This window comes from Treponema parvum (genome assembly GCF_017893945.1).
Taxonomy (GTDB): domain Bacteria; phylum Spirochaetota; class Spirochaetia; order Treponematales; family Treponemataceae; genus Treponema_D; species Treponema_D parvum_A.
This window is the reverse complement of record NZ_CP054257.1, coordinates 134,341-154,185: the sequence shown is the minus strand read 5'-3', so window position 1 is coordinate 154,185 and position 19,845 is coordinate 134,341. Positions and strand designations below refer to the sequence as shown.

Annotated in this window: 15 protein-coding genes, 1 tRNA gene and 1 pseudogene; 12 read left to right on the top strand and 5 right to left on the bottom strand. The window is 42.3% G+C overall.

The window, feature by feature from the left end; all coding sequences use genetic code 11:
- The first annotated feature begins 8 nt into the window (after positions 1-8).
- The 8 genes from HRI96_RS00765 to HRI96_RS00730 are packed head-to-tail and all read left to right on the top strand — an operon-like array spanning position 9 to position 12,737.
- Positions 9-701 carry a tetratricopeptide repeat protein gene (locus HRI96_RS00765; RefSeq protein ID WP_210117647.1) on the top strand — a complete coding sequence of 231 codons (693 nt, stop codon included), beginning with the start codon at positions 9-11 and terminating at the stop codon, positions 699-701.
- A complete protein-coding gene (locus tag HRI96_RS00760; protein ID WP_210117646.1) occupies positions 698-1,240 on the top strand; it encodes a hypothetical protein in 543 nt (180 codons plus the stop codon). Before HRI96_RS00765 ends, HRI96_RS00760 begins: the two co-directional genes overlap by 4 nt.
- Positions 1,237-2,616 carry a TolC family protein gene (locus HRI96_RS00755; RefSeq protein WP_210117645.1) on the top strand — a complete coding sequence of 460 codons (1,380 nt, stop codon included), beginning with the start codon at positions 1,237-1,239 and terminating at the stop codon, positions 2,614-2,616. The genes HRI96_RS00760 and HRI96_RS00755 overlap by 4 nt, the downstream gene beginning before the upstream one ends.
- Positions 2,603-3,952, top strand: a complete 1,350-nt coding sequence (locus HRI96_RS00750) for an efflux RND transporter periplasmic adaptor subunit (RefSeq protein ID WP_210117644.1) — start codon at positions 2,603-2,605, stop codon at positions 3,950-3,952. The genes HRI96_RS00755 and HRI96_RS00750 overlap by 14 nt, the downstream gene beginning before the upstream one ends.
- The gene (locus HRI96_RS00745) at positions 3,936-5,369 is read left to right on the top strand and encodes an Ig-like domain-containing domain (RefSeq protein ID WP_210117643.1); all 1,434 of its coding nucleotides are present in this window, start codon (positions 3,936-3,938) and stop codon (positions 5,367-5,369) included. Before HRI96_RS00750 ends, HRI96_RS00745 begins: the two co-directional genes overlap by 17 nt.
- Entirely contained in the window at positions 5,342-6,871 is a 1,530-nt protein-coding gene (locus HRI96_RS00740) for an Ig-like domain-containing domain (protein WP_210117642.1), read from the top strand. The genes HRI96_RS00745 and HRI96_RS00740 overlap by 28 nt, the downstream gene beginning before the upstream one ends.
- Positions 6,868-9,840 (top strand): efflux RND transporter permease subunit, encoded by a 2,973-nt coding sequence (locus HRI96_RS00735; protein WP_210117641.1) that lies wholly within the window; start codon positions 6,868-6,870, stop codon positions 9,838-9,840. Before HRI96_RS00740 ends, HRI96_RS00735 begins: the two co-directional genes overlap by 4 nt.
- Positions 9,837-12,737 carry an efflux RND transporter permease subunit gene (locus HRI96_RS00730; protein ID WP_210117640.1) on the top strand — a complete coding sequence of 967 codons (2,901 nt, stop codon included), beginning with the start codon at positions 9,837-9,839 and terminating at the stop codon, positions 12,735-12,737. Before HRI96_RS00735 ends, HRI96_RS00730 begins: the two co-directional genes overlap by 4 nt.
- Positions 12,738-13,069: 332 nt before the next feature.
- Here the strand turns inward: HRI96_RS00730 and HRI96_RS00725 are convergent.
- Positions 13,070-13,142, bottom strand: a tRNA-Met gene (locus HRI96_RS00725).
- Positions 13,143-13,236: 94 nt separating this feature from the next.
- A complete protein-coding gene (locus HRI96_RS00720; RefSeq protein ID WP_210117639.1) occupies positions 13,237-14,109 on the bottom strand; it encodes a LysR family transcriptional regulator in 873 nt (290 codons plus the stop codon).
- 140 nt (positions 14,110-14,249) lie between these two features.
- Between HRI96_RS00720 and HRI96_RS00715 the strand changes: the two genes are divergently transcribed.
- The 3 genes from HRI96_RS00715 to HRI96_RS00705 all read left to right on the top strand — a co-directional run bounded on the left by HRI96_RS00715 (position 14,250) and on the right by HRI96_RS00705 (position 17,030).
- Complete coding sequence (locus HRI96_RS00715) at positions 14,250-15,452, top strand: integrase catalytic domain-containing protein (RefSeq protein ID WP_210116713.1); 1,203 nt, start codon at positions 14,250-14,252, stop codon at positions 15,450-15,452.
- Between the two features lie 352 nt (positions 15,453-15,804).
- Positions 15,805-16,662, top strand: coding sequence for an aldo/keto reductase (locus tag HRI96_RS00710; RefSeq protein ID WP_210117638.1), 858 nt, complete (start codon positions 15,805-15,807; stop codon positions 16,660-16,662).
- A gap of 62 nt (positions 16,663-16,724) precedes the next feature.
- Positions 16,725-17,030 carry a hypothetical protein gene (locus tag HRI96_RS00705; protein WP_256729261.1) on the top strand — a complete coding sequence of 102 codons (306 nt, stop codon included), beginning with the start codon at positions 16,725-16,727 and terminating at the stop codon, positions 17,028-17,030.
- Positions 17,031-17,119: 89 nt separating this feature from the next.
- Here HRI96_RS00705 and HRI96_RS00700 read toward each other — a convergent pair whose 3' ends face one another.
- The 3 genes from HRI96_RS00700 to HRI96_RS00690 all read right to left on the bottom strand — a co-directional run bounded on the left by HRI96_RS00700 (position 17,120) and on the right by HRI96_RS00690 (position 18,686).
- Complete coding sequence (locus tag HRI96_RS00700) at positions 17,120-17,611, bottom strand: cyclophilin-like fold protein (protein WP_210117637.1); 492 nt, start codon at positions 17,609-17,611, stop codon at positions 17,120-17,122.
- Positions 17,612-17,924: 313 nt separating this feature from the next.
- Positions 17,925-18,191, bottom strand: a complete 267-nt coding sequence (locus HRI96_RS00695; RefSeq protein WP_430741165.1) for a flavodoxin — start codon at positions 18,189-18,191, stop codon at positions 17,925-17,927.
- 195 nt (positions 18,192-18,386) lie between these two features.
- The gene (locus HRI96_RS00690; RefSeq protein ID WP_210117635.1) at positions 18,387-18,686 is read right to left on the bottom strand and encodes an NADPH-dependent FMN reductase family protein; all 300 of its coding nucleotides are present in this window, start codon (positions 18,684-18,686) and stop codon (positions 18,387-18,389) included.
- A 132-nt stretch (positions 18,687-18,818) separates the two neighbouring features.
- Between HRI96_RS00690 and HRI96_RS11895 the strand changes: the two are divergent.
- Positions 18,819-19,693 (top strand): annotated as a pseudogene (locus tag HRI96_RS11895) (LysR family transcriptional regulator).
- Positions 19,694-19,845 lie beyond the last annotated feature (152 nt).

Sequence of the window (19,845 nt, the reverse complement as noted above, 5' to 3'; positions counted from 1 at the left end):
AGGTTTTTATGGCAAAAAAGTTGGTTTTTAATGATTCAGGCAGATTAAAAAACTCGCCGAAGTCGGTTTTACCCGCTTTGCTTTTAATTTCTCTTTTGTTTTTCGGCTGCACACAGAATCGGGAAAAAGAAGAGCTCGCTCAAAAAATCTATGTTCGGGCGGTAGACGAATACGGAGATCAAAAGTTTGATTCCTGCCTTGATTTTGCGGAAAAATCGATTTCGCTGAAACGCGATTTTTATCAGGCAAGGCTTTTACAGGCAAAAGTCTTTTATTTTCAGGATAAAAACTCTCTTGCGCAAAAAGCAATCGAAAAGCTCGTAAAACAATATCCTGAATACACGGAAGCTCGTATCTGGAAAATAAGGATTTTGCTCCAAGCGCAGGAATATGACGAAGCGAAAAAACTTTTGGACACGGAACTTTCCTTTAACAACACGGACTGGCGCGTTTATTACCTTTATGCGCTCCTTGCCCAAAAACAGAACGATTTTAACCTGCGCCTTTCAATGCAAAAACATGCGGAACAGCTTTTACAGGACGGAAACAAAGTATACATAGACCTAGCAGCGGTTTGGCTTCAGCTTGGTCTGCGGGACCGCGCGATCGACTATCTTGAAAAAGCAAAAAATCTTTCAAGCGACGAAGAGAGCATCGACAGGGCGATAGCTCATTTAAAAAACGGAGACGACATATTATGAAAAGACATTTCAGGTTGAATCGATTCGGTTTGAGTTTTTTACTTTTGCTTTTTTGTGTTTCAGCCTTTCTGTTCATCTCCTGTACAACCGGAAAAAGTATTGCGTTTTTGGATAGCCAAATCATCCGCACTTGTGAAGTTGATTTTTTTGACGCTCAGGTTGTAATCGATCAGGTGCCGGACAAAGCCGTAAGCGAGCAGCTTTCGACGCTTGCAAAAAACTGCCTGCAGTCAAGCATTTTTAATCAATCGGATCAATCGGTGCAGTCAACTCAGTCGGCGCAGCCAACTCAATCAAATGAAAATACGGTTTACCTCAGCATTTTTGTAAATCAGCGCTCGTTTTTGCAAAACGCTTCGATTAAAAATGCGATATTTTTCAACTTTATCTTTACGGAAAAGCAGACCGGCAGGCAAGTTTCTGTCATTTCCGAGTACACGGCCGGAGAAGACACCGTTCTTTCGGCCAGGGTTCAGCACAGATATTTGAACAAGGCTTTAGACGCATATTTTAAGGAAAAAACAAAGAAACAAAAATGAAAAATGTCGCTTTTACAGGATTTTTCATCTGCTTTATGTTGTGCGCTTTAAAAATCCGAAGTCAGATTGTTTTTAACTCGGCCGAAGACGCGGTTGTTTTTGCAAAGCAAAATGCGAGAGAGCGAATTATCGAAAAAGAACTGGTTCTTGCAAACATGAAAAAGACAAAGATCAATATTCAGGAATATATTCCCCAACTGAGCGTTTCTCTTTCCGAATCGAATTCAGTTTCGTTTAACGCAAGCGATTCGCGCACAAAAAGTCTTCAGTTCAGCCTGAGTCAAAATGTTTTTAACCCGGCGCGCAAAATGAATTACGAACTTGCAAACATTCAGGCCGTTTACGCCTACAAAGAAAATCTTCAGTCGGCAAAAACCTTTGAGTCGGAAATTATAAACGATTATTACAACTGTCTCATCGCTTCAAGGCAGTTTCTCATAAAAACCGAACTTTATGAAAAGGCTCAGGACGAATTAAAAATAATGGAAGCAAGGGCTTTTCTCGGAATGCTTTTACAAACCGATTATCTTGAGTTTTTAACTTCGGCTTTAAAGATTCAAAATGAGATGGAAAGCGCGCGCCGTTCCTGCAAAGTTCAAGAAAGAATTTTAAAACTTGCGACCGGAATTGAAGAAACGACGGAACTGAAACTGGCCGACGAGCTTAATCCTGAAGCGCTTCAAACGGAACTTGAGCCTTTCACAGACAAGATCTGGAACATTGTAAAAAACTCGAGCATTGAACTTCAAAAAGAGGACGTCATGATCGCTTTTTCGCGAAAGCGACAGCAAGTTCAGGACGCGTGGTATTTGCCCTTTTTTACCGTAAAACCTTCCGTCAGTTTTTCAGGCGAAGATTATCCTCTTTCAAATCCGAGGTATTCGATACAGATGAGCTTCAGCTTTCAAAATATTCCGTTTGCGCCGCTTTCCGTTTCAAACAATTACACGTATACAAGAAAAAAACTCACAGGCGTTTCAAACAGCGCAGATTCTTCATTTCCTTCCGGTACGACGTATTTTACCGATCAAAAAATTTCAGACCTTACGCTTTTGCAGCAACAGATTAAACGACAGAATTATGAAAAGCAACTTTTTTCAGCGCTGTACGAGCTGCTTGTAACCCACGACGATTATTTACGTTCAATACAAATCCTTCAGAGGACGCTTGAATTGCAGCAGGAGCGGCTTGAATTTTCAAAGCTGCAGACGGATCAGGGTATGTTAAAGCCGATTGACTATGTTGAGCAGTTGATCGAGCTTTCCAACACAAAAATTTCTTTGATTCGGACGACAGTCGCCGCCGTTGCAAGCGAGCGTTCAATTTCGGTTATGACCGGAATGAGTTTTAAGGAGTTGATAAATGCGTGCCGGTAAATTTTTGTTCGTCGTGCCGCCGATTTTTTTTATTTTCACTTCATGTTTTTCTAAGAAAAATGATTCTGCACAGACTTTCAGAGCTGCAAGCGTAAACACGGTCATTGCAAAAGAAGAAGCGAAGGATACGAAAATTTCTACGTTCGGAACGGTTTCGTATAAGACAAAACACGACGTTTCGTCTCTTGTCGAAGGTTCCGTACAAAATCTTTTTGCAAAAGAAGGCGATTTTGTACGGAAGGGCCAGAAACTTGCCGTTCTGCGAAACGTCCAGATGGAAAACCAGAAAGAACAGTACGAAAACGCGCTTTGTTCAGCCGAGGCCTCTCTTTCCGTTGCGCTTTCCCGGTTGCGCGAAGAAGAACTTTCGGTGCAAAGCCGCCTTCTTTCACTCGAAAAACAGGAGCTTTCGATTCGGCAAAAGGAAATCGAATACGAAAACGCATGTCAGATTCACCGGAATAACGAAGAACTTCACAAACTGGGCGGCATAACCGACGTTTCATTTAAAAGCGAAGAATTGTCGCTTCAATCGCAAAAAACTTCAATCGATATTGCAAAAAAGGAAAAGCAGATTTCTTCGCTAGGTCTTACGGACAGCGACATAGTTTTGATGGGTTACGCAATTCCCGATTCCATAGAGGAAAAAAACAAACTGCTTGTAAAGCTTAACACTCGGTCCGTTCAGGCGCAAATTCAGTCTGCAAAAGCGAGCGTAAGTAATGCGGAAAAGAACCTGCAATCGATTAACCGCCTAATCGAAGAGTTGACCGTAAAAGCCGGCGTTGAAGGAATTATAGGCGCGCGCAATTTTGAAGAAGGCGAATATGTCGCCGCTAATGCCGCCGTTTTTACGATTTTGAACACGTCGTCGGTTTATGCGGTTTTTTCGATTCAGGAAAAAGATATTCTGAAATACCACGAAGGAACTCCCGTAAACATAGAACTTCCTTCTATTAATAGATCTCTTTCGTCCGTAATTTCGGAAATATCTCCGTTTGCAGACCCTCAAAGCGGAAACTTTACGGTAAAAGCGCTTTTAAATAATTTTGACCGTTCGATTAAGCCCGGAATTTTCGTAAAAAGCACGATTTTACAGACGGACAATCCTGTATTTGTCGTGCTGCCCGAAACGGCGGTAATTCAAAGCAATCAAGATAAAAATCGGAATATCGTTTATACGGTAAAAAACGGCTGTGTCGTTTTACAGAACGTAGAAATCGATTCAATTGAAAACGGCAAGGCTTGGATTAAAAGCGGCATAAAAGAAGGAACGGTTGTAATCGACAAGCCGTCTCCGTTTCTTAAGGAAGGTGAAAATGTCGTTACGAACTAAAACCCTCATTCCGTTTTTGGTTTTTTCCGCATTTTTAAGCTCCTGCAAGCTGATTACGTTCGATGAAGAAGGCGTAAGCTGCTCTTTAAGTTCAACCGAAAATACTTTTTCAGGGCAGACGATTGAATTCGTTTTTACATCGAAACCGGACAAGTACCAGGCGGAAAAGTGCGTTTCGCTTTTGGCCGACTCAAGGGCCGTTGAATTGATTTATTTCTGGAACGGAAAAACGCTCAGCATAAAGCCTGCACTTTCGTGGCAAAACGGCAAAAACTATCATCTTTCGTGCAGCGGAACGATTACGATAAACACGAGTCGGGTTTCCGTTTCGATTGAACGCACTTTTATGTACGGATCGATTTCCGAACAGCTGATTTTTCTAAAAAGCTCTTCGACGCTGTCGCCTATAAATCAAACGGACAGCCTGCTTTTTTGTTTCAACAAAGCTCTCGACCAGGCTTCTTTTACGGAAAATTTTATGCTTTCGCCGAGCCTTGAAACGGAAACTGTCTTTTCTTCCGATAACAAAAGCGTTTCAATAAAACCGAAAGCCCCATGGGCCTACAACACGCTTTATACGTGGAGTTTTAAAAACTTAAAATCCGCCGACGGCTATTTTTACAAAACATCCGAATCGGCGAGCTTTTTGCCTTTCAGCGATACGGAAATTCCCGTCTTGCAAAAAATCTGCCCTGTCAGGCTGATCGGAGGCCAAGAAACGTTTTTTACCGAACAGGAACTTGATTTGAATATACGGGAAAAAGAAGCGATCGGCTTTGTCTTTTCAAAACCGATGGAATTCGATTCCGTAAAATCGGGAATTTCGCTAAGTCCGCCGGCGGCAGGCTACTTTAAGCAAACGGATGAAGAAGGTTTTCGCTTCGCCTTTATTCCGACTCAGATGTATTCGATAAAACAAAGATATGAACTTACGGTTAATTCTTCCGTCCGCGATACTCATTCCGTTTCATTATACGAAGATAAAATTTTGTATTTTACGCCGTACGGAGATTATCTTGAAATCAGACAGATATCTCTCGATTCGGCTCAAATTGATTTTTCAAGTCAGGACGCAGTTCCGTTCACGATTACAAAAAACTTAAACAACAAATATGAGCTTACGGTAAGCATTTTGTTTTCCGGCCGGATAGAAAGTTCAAAACGTTCTTCCGCCGTAAAACAGGTGAGCCTCGGCCTGCTTTTTCCTCTTTCATCGGAGACGCCGGTTCAAACTCAAATCCTATGGAATTCGACAGGAACCTTATTAAGCCTTACCTGGGAAAATTTTACCCCGTGTACCGCAGGCGTTGAAACTTTTTATAAGCTTCAAATTACAGGCGGAGCGAACGGAATCAATACCGGCCGCGGACAATTTATGGAGAAAGATTTATGCGTAATTCTAAAACCGCAGACTTAAAGCGCTTTATCGGTTTTATTTCCGGATTTTTTTCTCTTTTATTGCCGATTTTGCTTTTGTCGGTGATTTCAGGCTGTGCCGACAGGCTTCTTCCTGAACTTAAAGTGGAATCCGTAACTTACGACTCGCAAAAAGTTTCCGTTACATTTTCGGAGCGCCCCGACGAATCGTCTTTTCAAAAAGGTTTTTCGATTACCGAAGACAAAGCTTCGTTAAACGGAACCTATGTTTTTTCAGGAACGGCGGTTCACTTTTTCCCCGTAAGCGGAATCCGTCAAAATTACGACTATCAGATTATTCTTTCAACACAGATAGAAGATACCGAAGGCCGCTCTTTAATGCATGATTTTTCGTACTTTTTTTCAACAAGAAGCTCTTCGGAAATCCCCTTTATCGTTTCGCAATTTCCTGCAAAAGAAGCGGAAATTACGGGAACTCTTTCGGAACTGACGTTTACTTTTTCCGTTCCGATAAACACTCAAACTTTCCACAGCGCGTTCGGCGTTTCTCCCGCGTTTAATTACCTGATCGATTTTTCGGACAATGACACAAAGGCGCATGTGATTCCTACTCAGAGCCTTGAAAAGCAAAAGCGCTATACGATAACAGTTTCAACTTCGCTTGAAGACAAAAACCGTAATTCGTTGAAAGAAGATCATGTTTCGATATTTTACTACGACCTTGACCGAACTGAACCTGTTTTATCGGTACAGAGCGTTTCCGAAGCGGGCGACGCCACAGAATTTACTGAAAATTCTTCGGCAAGCGGCGTCTTATTAAATTCTAAAATTGAACTCAATTTCACAAAACCTGTACGGACAGACTCCGTTTCAGGATTCGTTTCAATTGACCCGCCGCTGTCTTATTCAATTCAAATCGACAAGGAATCGCGCCGGAAGGTTACGTTAGTTCCGTCCGACGCCGAATGGGGAAAAACATACACGCTTCATGTAAAGAAAGGAATTTCGGATTATTACGGAAATAGAATTCCTTCCGATCATAATTTTTCGTTTACATACGACAATGAAAACAACAGGCCGGTTTTATTTGAAAGCGCTTTTTTTCAGAATTCTTTGTCAGACTACACAACTTTGTCCAAACAAACCGAATATTCATTTCTTCCGCTGGATCCCGTTTTTTATCCCAAAAACACGGAAACCAACGGCACTCTCTATCTGGTTTTCAGAATTTCAGCCGATGCGCAGAACGTAAATCTTTTTACCGTGATGGACGGCTTTGCAATTTCAACTGTAAACGGCTGCTTTTCCATAGTTCTTAAAAACGCAAACCTTGTTCCACAAAGCGATTTTTCAAGTCTTCCGATCGCAACTCAAATTCAAGCTGTCGGTTCGACGCCCGGAAAATTAAGTATCGTAAAATACACAATGGAAATTACAAATAAAGATTCAAGCGGAATTGTAAGTTTAAATCTTTCATCGACAATTCAGGACAATCTGGGCAATCCTGCTAAGGAAGGAATTTCCTTAAGTTTTAACAAATGAAAAAATTGATCGGTTTTTGCGTTTATCATCCTATTTCGGTTTTAATGCTTACGCTCGCCGCCGTTCTTACGGGAATTCTTTGCGTTTTTTCACTTACAACGGATTTTCTTCCTGTCATAAGCGGAAGGAACATGATCGTTTCAACCGAATACAAAGGAATTTCCGCCGCCGAAATTGAAGAAATGGTCACTATTCCCGTAGAAGAAGCCTTTGCTTCGCTTAAAGGATTGAAGAAAACGGAAAGCGTTTCACGCGACGGTCTTTCCGTTGTTTCAATTGAATTGAAATGGGGAAGCGATATCGACATGGCTCTTGTCCAAAGCCGTGAAATAATCGACGCGTGCTTTCAAAGCCTTCCTTCAGGATGCGGCAAACCGGAAGTAAGAGAAGCGGATCTGCAAAAAAGTACGATGACGATCGCCGTAATTCCTTTAGACGAAGATTTAAAATATGCGCGCTATTCCTGTATAAATCACATAAAACCTTTTTTGCAGCGGATTACGGGCGTAAGTTCCGTGAACGTAAGCGGGGGCGAAGAAGAACAGATTGACGTGCTCGTCGGCAAAGAATTAAGCCAGAGCAAAAACCTTACGCTTGAAGAAATCGCCGGGATTCTTGCATCTTACAATTTTGAATATCCTGCGGGAACTTTAACCGACGGCGAAAAAGAACTTTCCGTAAAGACAAACGGTTTATTTACGAGCCTTAAGAATATTCTCGAAACTCCGCTGCAATACAATAACGGCGGAGTTTTAAACCTGTCTTCAATAGCTTCCGTACAAAAAGGTATAAAAGAGAAAAAAACATTTTTTTTGCTGAACGGCAAAGAATGTATTTGCATATCGATACAAAAGCGAAGCGACTCAAGTCCTCTTTCGGTTTCAAGACAGATAAAAAAGCAAATAAACAACTTAAACGCAACGCTCGGAGAATATTTTAAATTTGAAATAATCGAAGACCACGCGGAATATCTTTCTTCTTCTCTAAAGCAGCTCTGCATTTCCGCATTCTTCAGCTTTATCGTAACGGTCGCAGTGGTTTTCTTTTTCTTCAAATCGTTCGCGCTTTCGTTTCTGCTCGCTTCCGTTATTCCGCTGACTTCAATTTTTGCGATAATCGTGTTGACGATTTCCGGTCAAACGATAAACGTAATGTCGCTTTCAGGAATTGCAATCGGAATAGGCATGGTAATAGACTGCAGCGCGGTCGCAATAGAAAACATTCAATCAAAAAATACTTCCGGCAAAGAGGCGCAGGCCGAAACCGTCGTTCAAGCTGTAGCGGAAATCAGCTCTTCAAATACGGGATCCTGCCTTACGACAATTATCGTTTTTGTTCCGTTCTTTTTTATAAAAGGTCTTTCAGGCGAGCTTTTTACATCGATGGCGATCGCAATTACTTCGTCAATCACAGCTTCATGGCTGCTTTCTTTTACGCTTGTTCCGGCGATTTATATGCTTATGAGTAAAAACGGGTTCGCTTGTTTTGCAGAACAAGGGTTTATCTTAAAAGCAAAAAAACTTTATGGGGATCAGCTGACTTCTCTCTTTCACAAAAAAATAAAAGCCGTCCTCTTGTGCGTTTTCTGTCTTTTTCTCGGCGCAATATGCGTTCAAACACAAAAATTTTCGCTTTTGCCTTCGTCTGCTTCCGATACTGTTTCTGCGGACTTAACGTTTCCATCCGGAATAACGCTTGAAAACCTCAGGAGCAAAGCCGTTTTTATTACAAACAAACTTTTTGAGCAAAAATCGATAAAAGCGGTTGCGGTTTCAGGCGGCGTCGAAGACAGCGATACTGCCCTGCTTTCATCGCCGAAGATCAATCGCGAAAGAATTCATTTTGATATTTTTCTTAATAAACCGGATCTTAATTACAAAAATCATATTTCAAACGTATTCGCTTCGGCAGGATTTGATTCTTTTTCAATTTCCACTTCGGATTTACTTTCCGAAGTAATAAAGACCGGCCGAAATGAATTTTTATTCACTTCGGAAAACCGCTCTTCGTTAAAAGCTTCCATGCAAAACGTAGGGAAAGCCGATTTCAAGATCTTTCCGGACAGTTTTGACAGCGAATATGTTTTTACACCGGACAGAATTGCGCTTTCACGTTTTTCACTCACCGCGCTGTACAGCGCTTCAATCACCCGAAGCGCGATAGAAGGCGTTGAATCCTCGATATTTTATCAGGACGGAAAGAATATTCCTATTGTCGTAAAATACAAAAAAGACGATATATCTTCGCTTAGGGATGTGGAAAATCTGATTGTAAAAATCGGGCAAACTTCCGTTCCGCTTCATGTTTTGGGCGGTTTTTCACAACAGCAAAATGAAAAGATACTTTATCGGTATAATCGCAGAGCGGCAAAAATTTTCGTACCGCAGGATCAGAAACTTTCACAGCTTAAAATTAATGGTTTTGAATGTGAAAATCTTAAAAAGCAGGAAACAAAAGAACTTTGGGGCGACAGCGCCTTCCTTTTGATCGTAGTTTTTGTTCTGCTCTACCTTGTACTAGGCTCGCAATTCGAATCGTTTTTAATTCCGCTTTTGCTTCTTGCAGCCTTGCCGGCGGCTTTGTCCGGCGCGTTCATTTTTCTTACGATTTTTCAAAAAAATCCCGATATTAACACGGTTATTGCTATGGTCGTGCTTTTCGGAAGCGTCGTAAACAATTCGATCATTCTGTATGAAAAATGTTCGCAGGAAAAAGTTTCAACCGAACAGGATATTATAAAATGCTGCGTTTCAAAACTTCAGGCTCTGCTTCTTACAAATCTTACGACGATCATTTCGTTGATTCCGTTTGCCGTTGATTTGAAAAATACTTCAACACAATCAACGGTCGCGCTGACGATCATCGGTGGAATGATTTTTTCACTTGCCCTATCGCTTTTTATTTTTCCGCTTCTGTTGCTTCCCGTCTTGAAGCGTAAAAACTTATCAAAACGGGAGGATTTAAAATGAATTCATGGTATGCAAAACAAAAGCTGCCGCTGTTCATTTTTGCAATAATCTGCCTGATTTTTTCTTTTACGGGGCGGGGAATAAATTTCGGCAAGGCCTCAGACAGCCGGTATAATGTTTTTACAATTGAGTTTGAATATTTCGGCATGGACGCAGGAGAACTTGAAAAAACAATTACGCTTCCGCTGGAAGAGAAGATAACAGAGATTACAGGTCTTGCCGAAATGCGTTCGGTTTCCGAAAACGGTAAAACAGCCGTTACGACTTGGTTTGACAAATCCATAAGCTCAAAAAAAATATATTTGAACCTGCGAAACCTTGTTGATAATTTATATGCGGAACTGCCTTCCGCAGTTCAAAAACCCAGAATTTATTCCGCCCAAAACGATTCCAAAGCAATTTTTTCTTTTACGGTTTCTTCTCCAAAAGACCTTTTTTCGCTTCGGCAATTTATCGATTCGACGATTAAAAAGCAATTTGAATCGATTCAGGGCGTTGCGGACGTAATCGTTGCCGGAGGCGCGATAAAAGAACTGACCGTTAAATTTGATCCGGATATTCTTGTTTCAAAAAATTTAAATCCGCAGGTTTTTGCCCAAATCGTTCAAGATGCAAATGTAGTTTATTCGGGAAGCGTTTTGCATCTTCCGCAAACTGATCATAAAATTCAATTCGACACAAAACTTCAAACTATAGAACAGATCCGAAAATTGCCGGTAAAGCTCAACGAACGATATATTACGATCGACACGATTGCGGATATTGATTTTTCAAACCGCGAGCAGGAAGAAATTGTCAGAATTAACGGAGAAGAAGCTGTTTCCGTTCAAATAAAGGCTTCTTCCGATGCAAATATCATAAAAACCGCTAAGCAATGTAATGAAATCCTTGAAAAATCAGGCATTCCGAAAGAAAACTACGCGATAATTACCGACGAGGGCGCGATTCAAAAAAAACTTATAAAGCGATTGATTTTGGCAATTCTGCAAAGCTACTTTTTTTTAATTTTAGTTGTTCCGCTGTTTTATTCGGAATTCAAAACAATTTTTCTGATTTTGCTTTCAATTCCGTTTACGATTTTCTGGACAATTCTTCAGCTTTCCACCATTGGTATAAGTCTTGATGCGAACTGTCTTTCAGGTTTGTCAATTTCAATCGGTCTGATCGCAGATCCTATGCTTGTAATTTCGGAACAGGCGGAACTTTGCCGAAGCAAAAAACATTTTGCGTCGCAATGTAAATTTCTGCTTCCTTCGTTGTTTTCTTCAACAATAACGTCGCTTCTGGCTATAATCCCGCTGTACAATGCAAATTACATCGTCCAGGGAATCCGCTCGATTTTAACCGTAATTGTTTTAATGCTTTGCAACTCAACTATTATCGCAACCGTTTTTTTCCCTTGCTTTATATTTGCACAAAAAAAGCGCACTTTTCTTTCGATAAGTTTATTCAAGCCGATTAAAAAACGGGTCGAAGTGTTTTTGAAAATCCTTTTACCGCCTGAAAAAAACAATTCAAAGCCGGTTCCTATAATTTATGCGCTGATGTGCTTTTTGCCTTTCTTTTTTCTGCTTTTTTCCGGCAAAAACATTACCCAAGAAGCGGAAAGCGACATTCTATATGTTTCGATAGAATATCCGCCTGAAAAGAAAGTTTCTTTTATCGACGGCTATGTAAAAAATATTTCAGATCAAATTGAAAAAAACGTTCGACCGAATTTTATTATAAGCGAAAGCAGACAGGGGAACGCCCAAATCGAAATCGGTTTTAACCCGGAAAATGTTTCAAAAGAAAGGCTGGCTGAAAAAATTCTTTCGTTTTCTTCCCTTGCAGAAGACGGAATGATTTTTATTCAAAATTTGAATCAATTAAACAACCGCAGGACACAGGAATTCGAAATTGCAGTTACGGGCGAAGAAAACCGAAAATGCCGCGAATTGGCTTCAAAAGCTTCCGAATTCATTTCAAAAGACCCGCAAAATATTGAATCCGTACTGAATTTTAAACAAAATCCGAAAGAAATTGAACTTAAAATCGATGCTCGACAAAATGCCCGTTTGGGGCTTAGCACGCAAGATATTGCAAACACATTACGCTGGATGCTGTTCGGTCCCGTTGTTGACAAATGGATTCGCAATAACAATGAATATGACATAAGAATTCTGTCCTCCGCAAAAAGAAACCTTGAACTGCAGGATTTCAAAAATCTCCCGGTTCCGACAAAAACAAGCAACGTAAAATTGTCAACCTTAGGCGAAATTACAGTAAAAGAGGGGAACGGAAAGATTTATCGATTAAACGGTCGGCGATGCGCTTTTTTTACAATAAAGCGGGAGGGAAAGAGCGCTACAAAAAATGTTAACGAATTGAAAAAACAAATGCAACAGATTGGTTTTCCGAAAGGATATGATTATCACTTTTCAAAGGAAATAGAAAAGCTGCAAGAACAATATCTTAAATTGATTGTTTTAACTTTTTTTTCAATTGCAATAATATTTTTATATTTAACTGCAGCTGCTCAAAATTTCAAAAAAACGCTTTTAATGATTTCGATAATCCCGGCTTCCGCCTTCATCCCGTTTTTAATTAAATTCATAACCCAAAGTCCTCTGTATCCGGGAGACTTAATAGGTCTTACAATTTCAAGCGGAATCGTAATAAACAACTCAATTTATTTATCGATGTCCGGAATTCAGACAAGTAAAATCCTGAACGAAAGAATTAGAAGCATATTATCAACAACAATAACAACAATTCTCGGCGCCGCGCCAATACTTTTTTCGCCGTTAACCGGATTTCCGAAAGACATAGCCTTTTTCATGTTCTGGGCGTCGATAAATTCTTTATTGACATCAATTATTCTGTATCCAAGGATAATATCGGCGCATCGGGGGTAAATAGCCGTGCCGGTTTCGAAATATCAGACAATGATGCCATGCTTTCGGCATGAGCGTCGTTCGCTTCGCTCAGGTCAGTCGGCTGCGCCTTCCCTTAAGCCAATCTGCAATATCTTGAGTTCGGGCGTTCTTGGCAATTTTCCAAAAAATTTTCAATGGGGATGCATCCTAATGAATAAGGCTTAGCCATAGACACCTCACTAAGACCGTAAACAAGTGTTTGAATTTTACTTAAACTGTTTACTTAAATTAGTAATTTGATGTCACGCCAAGCCTTACTTTATTGGGATTGGTGGTGTTGTAAATCCTTGTAACACAAAGATTTACATTTTTAGCAGGGGTTGGACTTGAACCAACGGCCTCCGGGTTATGAGCCCGACGAGCTGCCAACTGCTCTACCCTGCGTCGTGTCTAGTTATATTAATACAAAACAGCGATGATGTCAATATTCTGCATTGCATCACGTGTAAATTCCGCTTCTGCAAAATTCTGTAAAAATTCACCCGTAGCGTTTTTCCAGCGCGGCGAACAACGGCGCATATTCGGTTTCTTTTTCCGCCAAGCATACGCACCAAAATTGCACGTTTACATCCGGATCGGAAAGCGGAACGGCGACTTTGCCGTGCGGGTCGGCGTCGCGGATGTTTGTAACGTTTGTTCTGAATGACGGCAGATCGGTCGCGCGCACGATTTCGCGCAGGGCCGAAAGCTCGCTCTGTTCCAAAAACACCGCGTCCGGAATTTTCCGCCGGCACACCGGATACCAAAAGCCGATTTTATTGTGTATGAGAATTTTTTCACCCGCAAGGTCTCTAAGCTGAAGAGAGCTTTTCTTTGCAAGGCGGTGCGAAGAAGGCAAAAGCACAAAAAGATTTTCGCGGATAAAAGGTTTAGACAGATAGCGCGGTTTTCCGCCGGAGTCAGTTTTTTCAAGCGGGTGGAGCAGAATAATCAGATTGTACGCACCGTCGTCGAGTCCGCGAATGAGGGCTGTCTCCTTTTCCTGCAAGTCGGTGCTTACAGTTTTGCCGGGGAAACGTTCGGATAAAATCGGCGTAAGCTCCCATATCGGCGCGGGAGCAATCGAACCGAAAGAAAAGCTGCGCCGCCTGCGGTCTTCTTCGCGGACAGTGCGGATCATGTCGTTGTGCGCCGAAACGACAATCTGCGCGTGGCGCGCTGCAAGCTCTCCCGTTTCGGTAAGAGCGATACTGTTTTTGGTGCGCGAAAACAGCGGCACGCCGAGTTCGTCTTCAAGGTTTTTCATCGCGCGGCTTAGCGCGCTCTGCGACGTATGTACCGTTTCCGCAGCTTTTGAAAGGCTCCCGCATTCGGCAAACGCAATAAGCTGTCGCAGCTGATAAAGTTCCATAAAAACAGTATATCTCACTATGCGGTTTTGAGATAGCGCTCGCATTGCCTCACGTAAAATCTAACCGAAAAAAAAGCGGTGAATCACGTAAAAATCTAACCCAAATCTGAGTCACAATAGAAGCCCGAAGGAAGGGCAAAATGGGGTTAGACATGAAAACGAAACAGAAATTAACCGAAGAAACGGCAAAACGCTACTGTACGGCAAGCAAAAAGCACAAGACGAAAATCATCGATGAGTTCATTGCGACCACCGGCTACAACCGAAAGTATGCCATCCACATTTTGAAAAACACGGCGTACATAAAAATAACACACTTTAACAACGTTGAAAAAAAGAGCGTGCAGGTCATTACGAAAGTACGCAAAAAGCGGCGCTATGAAAAATACTACTGTCAAGACGTACAACAGGAAGTTATTCGCCTGTGGATTTTATCGATGTATCTGTGTGCAAAACGCCTTGTTCCGTTCATCCGCGACAACATCGACTACTTTGCTCAAAAGGCAGGCTATGATGAACAACTCAAGCTTAAACTAAGCGCCATATCAAGCGCAACGGTCGCAAGGATTCTCAAGCCGGAAATCCCAAAACATTCAATCCGCGGTATTTCGACCACACGTCCTGCAAAAAATCTGAATAAGCTTATTCCCATACGCACCTATTTCAATTGGGACGAGAAAAAACCAGGCTTTTTTGAAGCCGACACGGTCGCTCATTGCGGTATGAGGAGCGAAGGTCAGTATGTTTGTACGCTCACACTCACCGACGTGCATTCAGGATGGACGGAAAACAGAGCTCTTTTGAACAAAGCCCAACGCTGGACAAAAGAAGCGGTCGATGATGTAAAAGAAAAATTACCGTTTAAGATGAAAGGCATCGACAGTGATAACGGAGGTGAGTTCAAAAATACTCAGCTGTTGCAATGGTGCCAAGAGCATAAGGTTGTATTTACCAGAGGTAGAGAATACAAAAAGAATGACAATTGCTTTGTCGAGCAGAAAAATGACAGTGTGGTACGAAGAATTGTCGGCTATTACCGCTTTGAAGGAGAAGAAACACGAGAAGTCATGGCAGAACTGTATGAATACTATAACAAGCTCGTCAACTTTTTTTTCCCTTCGATGAAGATTATCGCTAAGGCACGAATAGACGCAAAGGTTATAAAAAAATATGATACTGCTAAGACTCCTTACCGAAGGCTTATGGAAAGCAAGGAACTGAGCCCTGCTGAAAAAGAGGAACTGAGACGGAGAATGGTCAACTTGGATTTGCAACTGCTGCTTGAGAAAACACAACAGCTCCAAAGTACGCTTATCTCTATGGCTGTCCCTTGGTCAAAATAGCTACGGTTAGATTTTTACTTGAGGAACCTAAATCATTTGGGTTAGATTTTTATTTGAGGAAATACGGCGCTTTGCAAAATTTCTATTGTACATATTTTCGTTTATTTGCTAGTTTGTATGACAGGAGCTGCCGGGTCGTAAATGCCGCGGACAAGCGACAGGGATTGGAGGGGCGGCGAAGCCGTTCGTAAGCAACTGCTAAGAGCAGTTGCGTCGAATGGAGCCGAAAGGCGGAACCCCGAAAAGCCCGACGGTTTGCGCGGAAGCGGAAACCGGGTCGCCCTAAAACAGTTGCGCCTTGCTTGAAGCTTCGCTGCAACTTTCCGCAAAAGGTTTTATCAGGAGGTAAACGATGGAATATGTAACGTTATCGAACGGAGTGAAAATGCCGATGCTGGGTTTCGGCGTGTACCAAATTGAGGCGAAAGATACGGAGCGGTGCGTGCTCGACGCGATAAGGGCGGGCTACCGCTCGATCGATACGGCGCAAGCGTACTTTAACGAAGAGGGCGTCGGTTCCGCGCTCAAAAAATCGGGCACCAGGCGCGACGAATTGTTTATTACGAGCAAGGTGTGGATTGAGCATTACGGGTATGATGAGTGCCGCAAGTCGGTGCTTGCATCGCTTGCAAAACTGCAGCTTGATCATATCGATTTGATGCTGCTGCACCAGCCGTTCAACGATTATTACGGCGCATGGCGGGCGCTTGAGGATTTGTACGAAGAAGGGAAACTTCGCGCGATCGGCGTGTCGAATTTTTACCCCGACCGCTTGGTCGATATCGCTTCGTTTGCCCGCATCCGGCCGATGATCAATCAAGTGGAAACGCATCCGCTAGATCAGCAGACTGAAGCGCACAAGTGGATGGAAAAATACGGCGTCGTGCATGAAGCGTGGGCGCCGTTCGGCGAAGGGCGCGGCGGTCTTTTTGAAAATCCCGTATTGAAGGAAATCGGAGATGCATACGGCAAAAGCACCGCACAGGTTATGCTTCGTTGGCTTTTGCAGCGGAACGTCGTTGCGCTTGCCAAATCGACGAGGGCGGAACGCATGGCGGAAAACATCGCCGTGTTCGATTTCTGTTTAAGCGAGCAGGATATGCAGCGCATCGCCGCGCTCGATAAGGCTGAAAGTTCGTTCTTTTCGCATTACGATCCGAACACGGTGGAATGGTTCGTCAAGTTGGTTGAAGAACGGAAGAATAAATAAGTACTTTGAGAAAATGAAAATGAATACGATAAACAAAGCGTCCGGATTTGTATGCCGCCTTTTTGCACGTCAGTTCCAAGTGGAGCGGAAAGATTGATTTTATCATAAGCGCGCAGCCTGTCATCTATATGGCGACCGGCCGCAACGACAGCTATTACGGCTCTCATTCCGTTTCCGAAACCTATCGAACGCTGTATGAACTGTACCGCAAAAAAGGTTTGAGCAAGCAGGAAATCGACGCCGTTCTCGTACTCGACTTAAAAGACAACGAATATTTTACGCGGCGCGGATACGCCGATCCGCACGCGGGCGGCAACGCTTTTGCAAAAGACCCTGCCGTTATGGGGCGGCTGTTTAAGGTGCGGTAAGAGTCGGCTTGTAGGATCGGTAATAAAAACACCCTCTTGACTTTTGAACTTTTTATCGATCTTGAAGCGGGCGAATTTTCTATATATTTTTACTCATCTATTTCAAATTTTACATCTACATTGCCGATTCCGTCAAAGATTTCTACTCCGCTTTCAATCTGTCCGATATGCTGAATGTCGAGTTTTTCATTTGTAGAAACATAGCGGATTACAAAACTGTGTCTGGGCGGCCAGTAGAAAATTTCACCTTTTTTGTGAATGTAGGATTTTACGCTGTCGGTTGGAAGAGTTTGCGGATAGCGATAGCACATTTCATCTCCGTAAAGGTCGAGCATGGGAAGCGTCATGGGTATTTGCGCAATGATTGCGCGGCTTGTTGTGTTGTCGTCGAATGCGGCATAAAGCGTTTTTCCTTTTACCGTGATTTTTACCCTTGTCGTTTTATTCATGTTTGTTTCTCCTTTCGTTGAAGCTGCGGCGGTTGAGCCGGTCGAAGCCGTCGAGTTACCGGAAGTTTCCAAAGCACATGCTGCTGTTACAAGCAAAAATGTTGTTAAAATGATTGAAATGTTTTTTTTCATATTTCTCCTATAAAAACTTTTGCAGAAAGTTTCAACTTTCGAAAAAGTTTTTAGCTGTGCGCAAATGCGCACATATTCAATAATCGAGTTTGCAAATACAGTGTATTGCACTCATACGATTTTTATCGCGATAGCACCACTTATAAATGTCTTCTGCAAACATCCACGCAAACTCGAGATAAGAACGTTGCGATTTCGAGCAATGCGCAGAAATCGCGAGTGTCTCTGATATATAGAAAAACTCTTCGAGTTTTTCGTCTTCAGACTTTAGCGACGGCGATATTTCAGACGGCGCTTTTTATCATTCCCCTTTTTATTTTATCAAGCCGACTTTTTTAAGCCAGGCGTCAATTTCTTTGGCCGCATTTGCAATCCGGGAACTTGCCACATGCAAGCCTTGTGTGCAAAGGCCGGCTTCCGGGATAAGTTTTTGAATCCCCGAGATTGTCCTGGCAAAGCCGCTTCCGAGCGTGGAAGTGTAAAGATACACGTTCTTCCCTGAAAAATCCGTGTCCTCGAAAAAAGTGTATACTGCACGGGGCATGTCATTCTTAAAAATTGCAAAGGGAGAAAATATCAATTTTCGACTGATTGCAATTAGTGCGCTTATTGCGCGCAGTTGATAAGCGAGTTTTCGAAAGAAAACTCGAAGTTAACTTGGACGGCGTTATTTTAGCCGTTCAAGTTAAACCTTCCACCAAATCGGATAGCCCATAATAATTGTGTCATAGCCGCTTGTGTTCACCTTTGTTTTTAAGCGGACACGAGCTCTATTCTACTGCTCTTCTTTTGCCTTTTGGACGACTTTTCCGTATCTGTCATCAGCGTATTTTTCTTCAACCTCAATGCTCACGATATCCGCTCCGCCGATTTTCCCGGAAATCATTTGCGCTAAAGTCGCATTGTTTTCCTGAATTTCTCCGTACCGTAAAGTTCTGCTTGCTCCGCTGTCGGCATCGGTCAGAATATGCTCTTGATTTTTATAAAGCGAAAAGTAAACGATGAGCGTATTTCCGTCCGCAAATGCCGAGGCAGAAAAGAGTGCAAGCATCAAAAACACAAAAATCTTTTTCATACGCTATTCCGCCTTTTCAATTGTTACGGTCTTATTTTATGTAAAGCGTTTTGAAATATCAAATACTTTGTTTTTATGACTTGATATGCCTTTAAGGTATGGCAAAATTTATTTTCATGCTATACTGATTGTATGGAACTGAGAACCTTACAGTATTTTCTTGCGATCGCACAGGAAGAAAGCATTACAAAGGCAGCAGAAAATGTGCTTCATGTAACGCAGCCGACGCTTTCAAGGCAGATAGCGGAATTGGAAGCGGAACTCGGAACAACGCTTTTTATGCGGACAAACAAAAAAACGCTTTTAACCGACGCGGGTTTGCGATTTCGCCGTCATGCACAGGAAATTGCGGATATGATTAGCCGAATGCAAGCGGATTTTACAACCGATAGCGAACTGCAGGGAAAAATTTCAATCGGAACAAGCGATTTTGACGGCTTTTCAAAAATTGCAAAATCAATAAAAGATTTTCGGGAAAAACATACCGCGGTTTCTTTTGAGATATTCAGCGGGAATGCCTTTGATGTGATGGAAAAACTTGACAGCGGCGTTTCGGACTTCGGAGTGCTTTTGGAAACGGCACAAATAAGCCGTTACGATTACATAAAATTGGGAACCGCGGAAAATGGGGGCTTTTAGTTTCAAAGAAAAACCCGCTTTCAAAAAAACGAAGCATTTCAAGCGAGGAAATAAAATCTTTTCCCCTCATAGTGCCGAATCAATCATTTGTTCGCGGAGAATTTTCCGGCCTGCTTGGAGGCGACATTTCAAGGCAGAACATTGTATCTACCTATAATCTTATGAGCACTTCTCTGCCGCTCGTTGAAAACGAAACAGGAAATGCCCTCTGCCTTGATAAAAAATCTTACCACATAAAAAATAATTTATTCTCTTTTTTACCGCTTGAACCGCCCATTGAAACAGGTCTTGTACTTGCATGGAAAAAGCATAAAGAACTTTCCCGTGCGGCTGCAGAATTTTTTAAAGCGGTTAAAGAGAAGACGTAAAACCGAGCGCCCGGTACGCGGGTATCCGTATAATATTCGCTTAACCAGCATTTGTGCCTTTGTCGACGCGCATAGCAGCGCGGCAAAGTTGGCACAAAAGTTGCGCCAAAAAGGGAGCTGCTTTTGCAGCGACCGCTCAAGCAACTGCACAC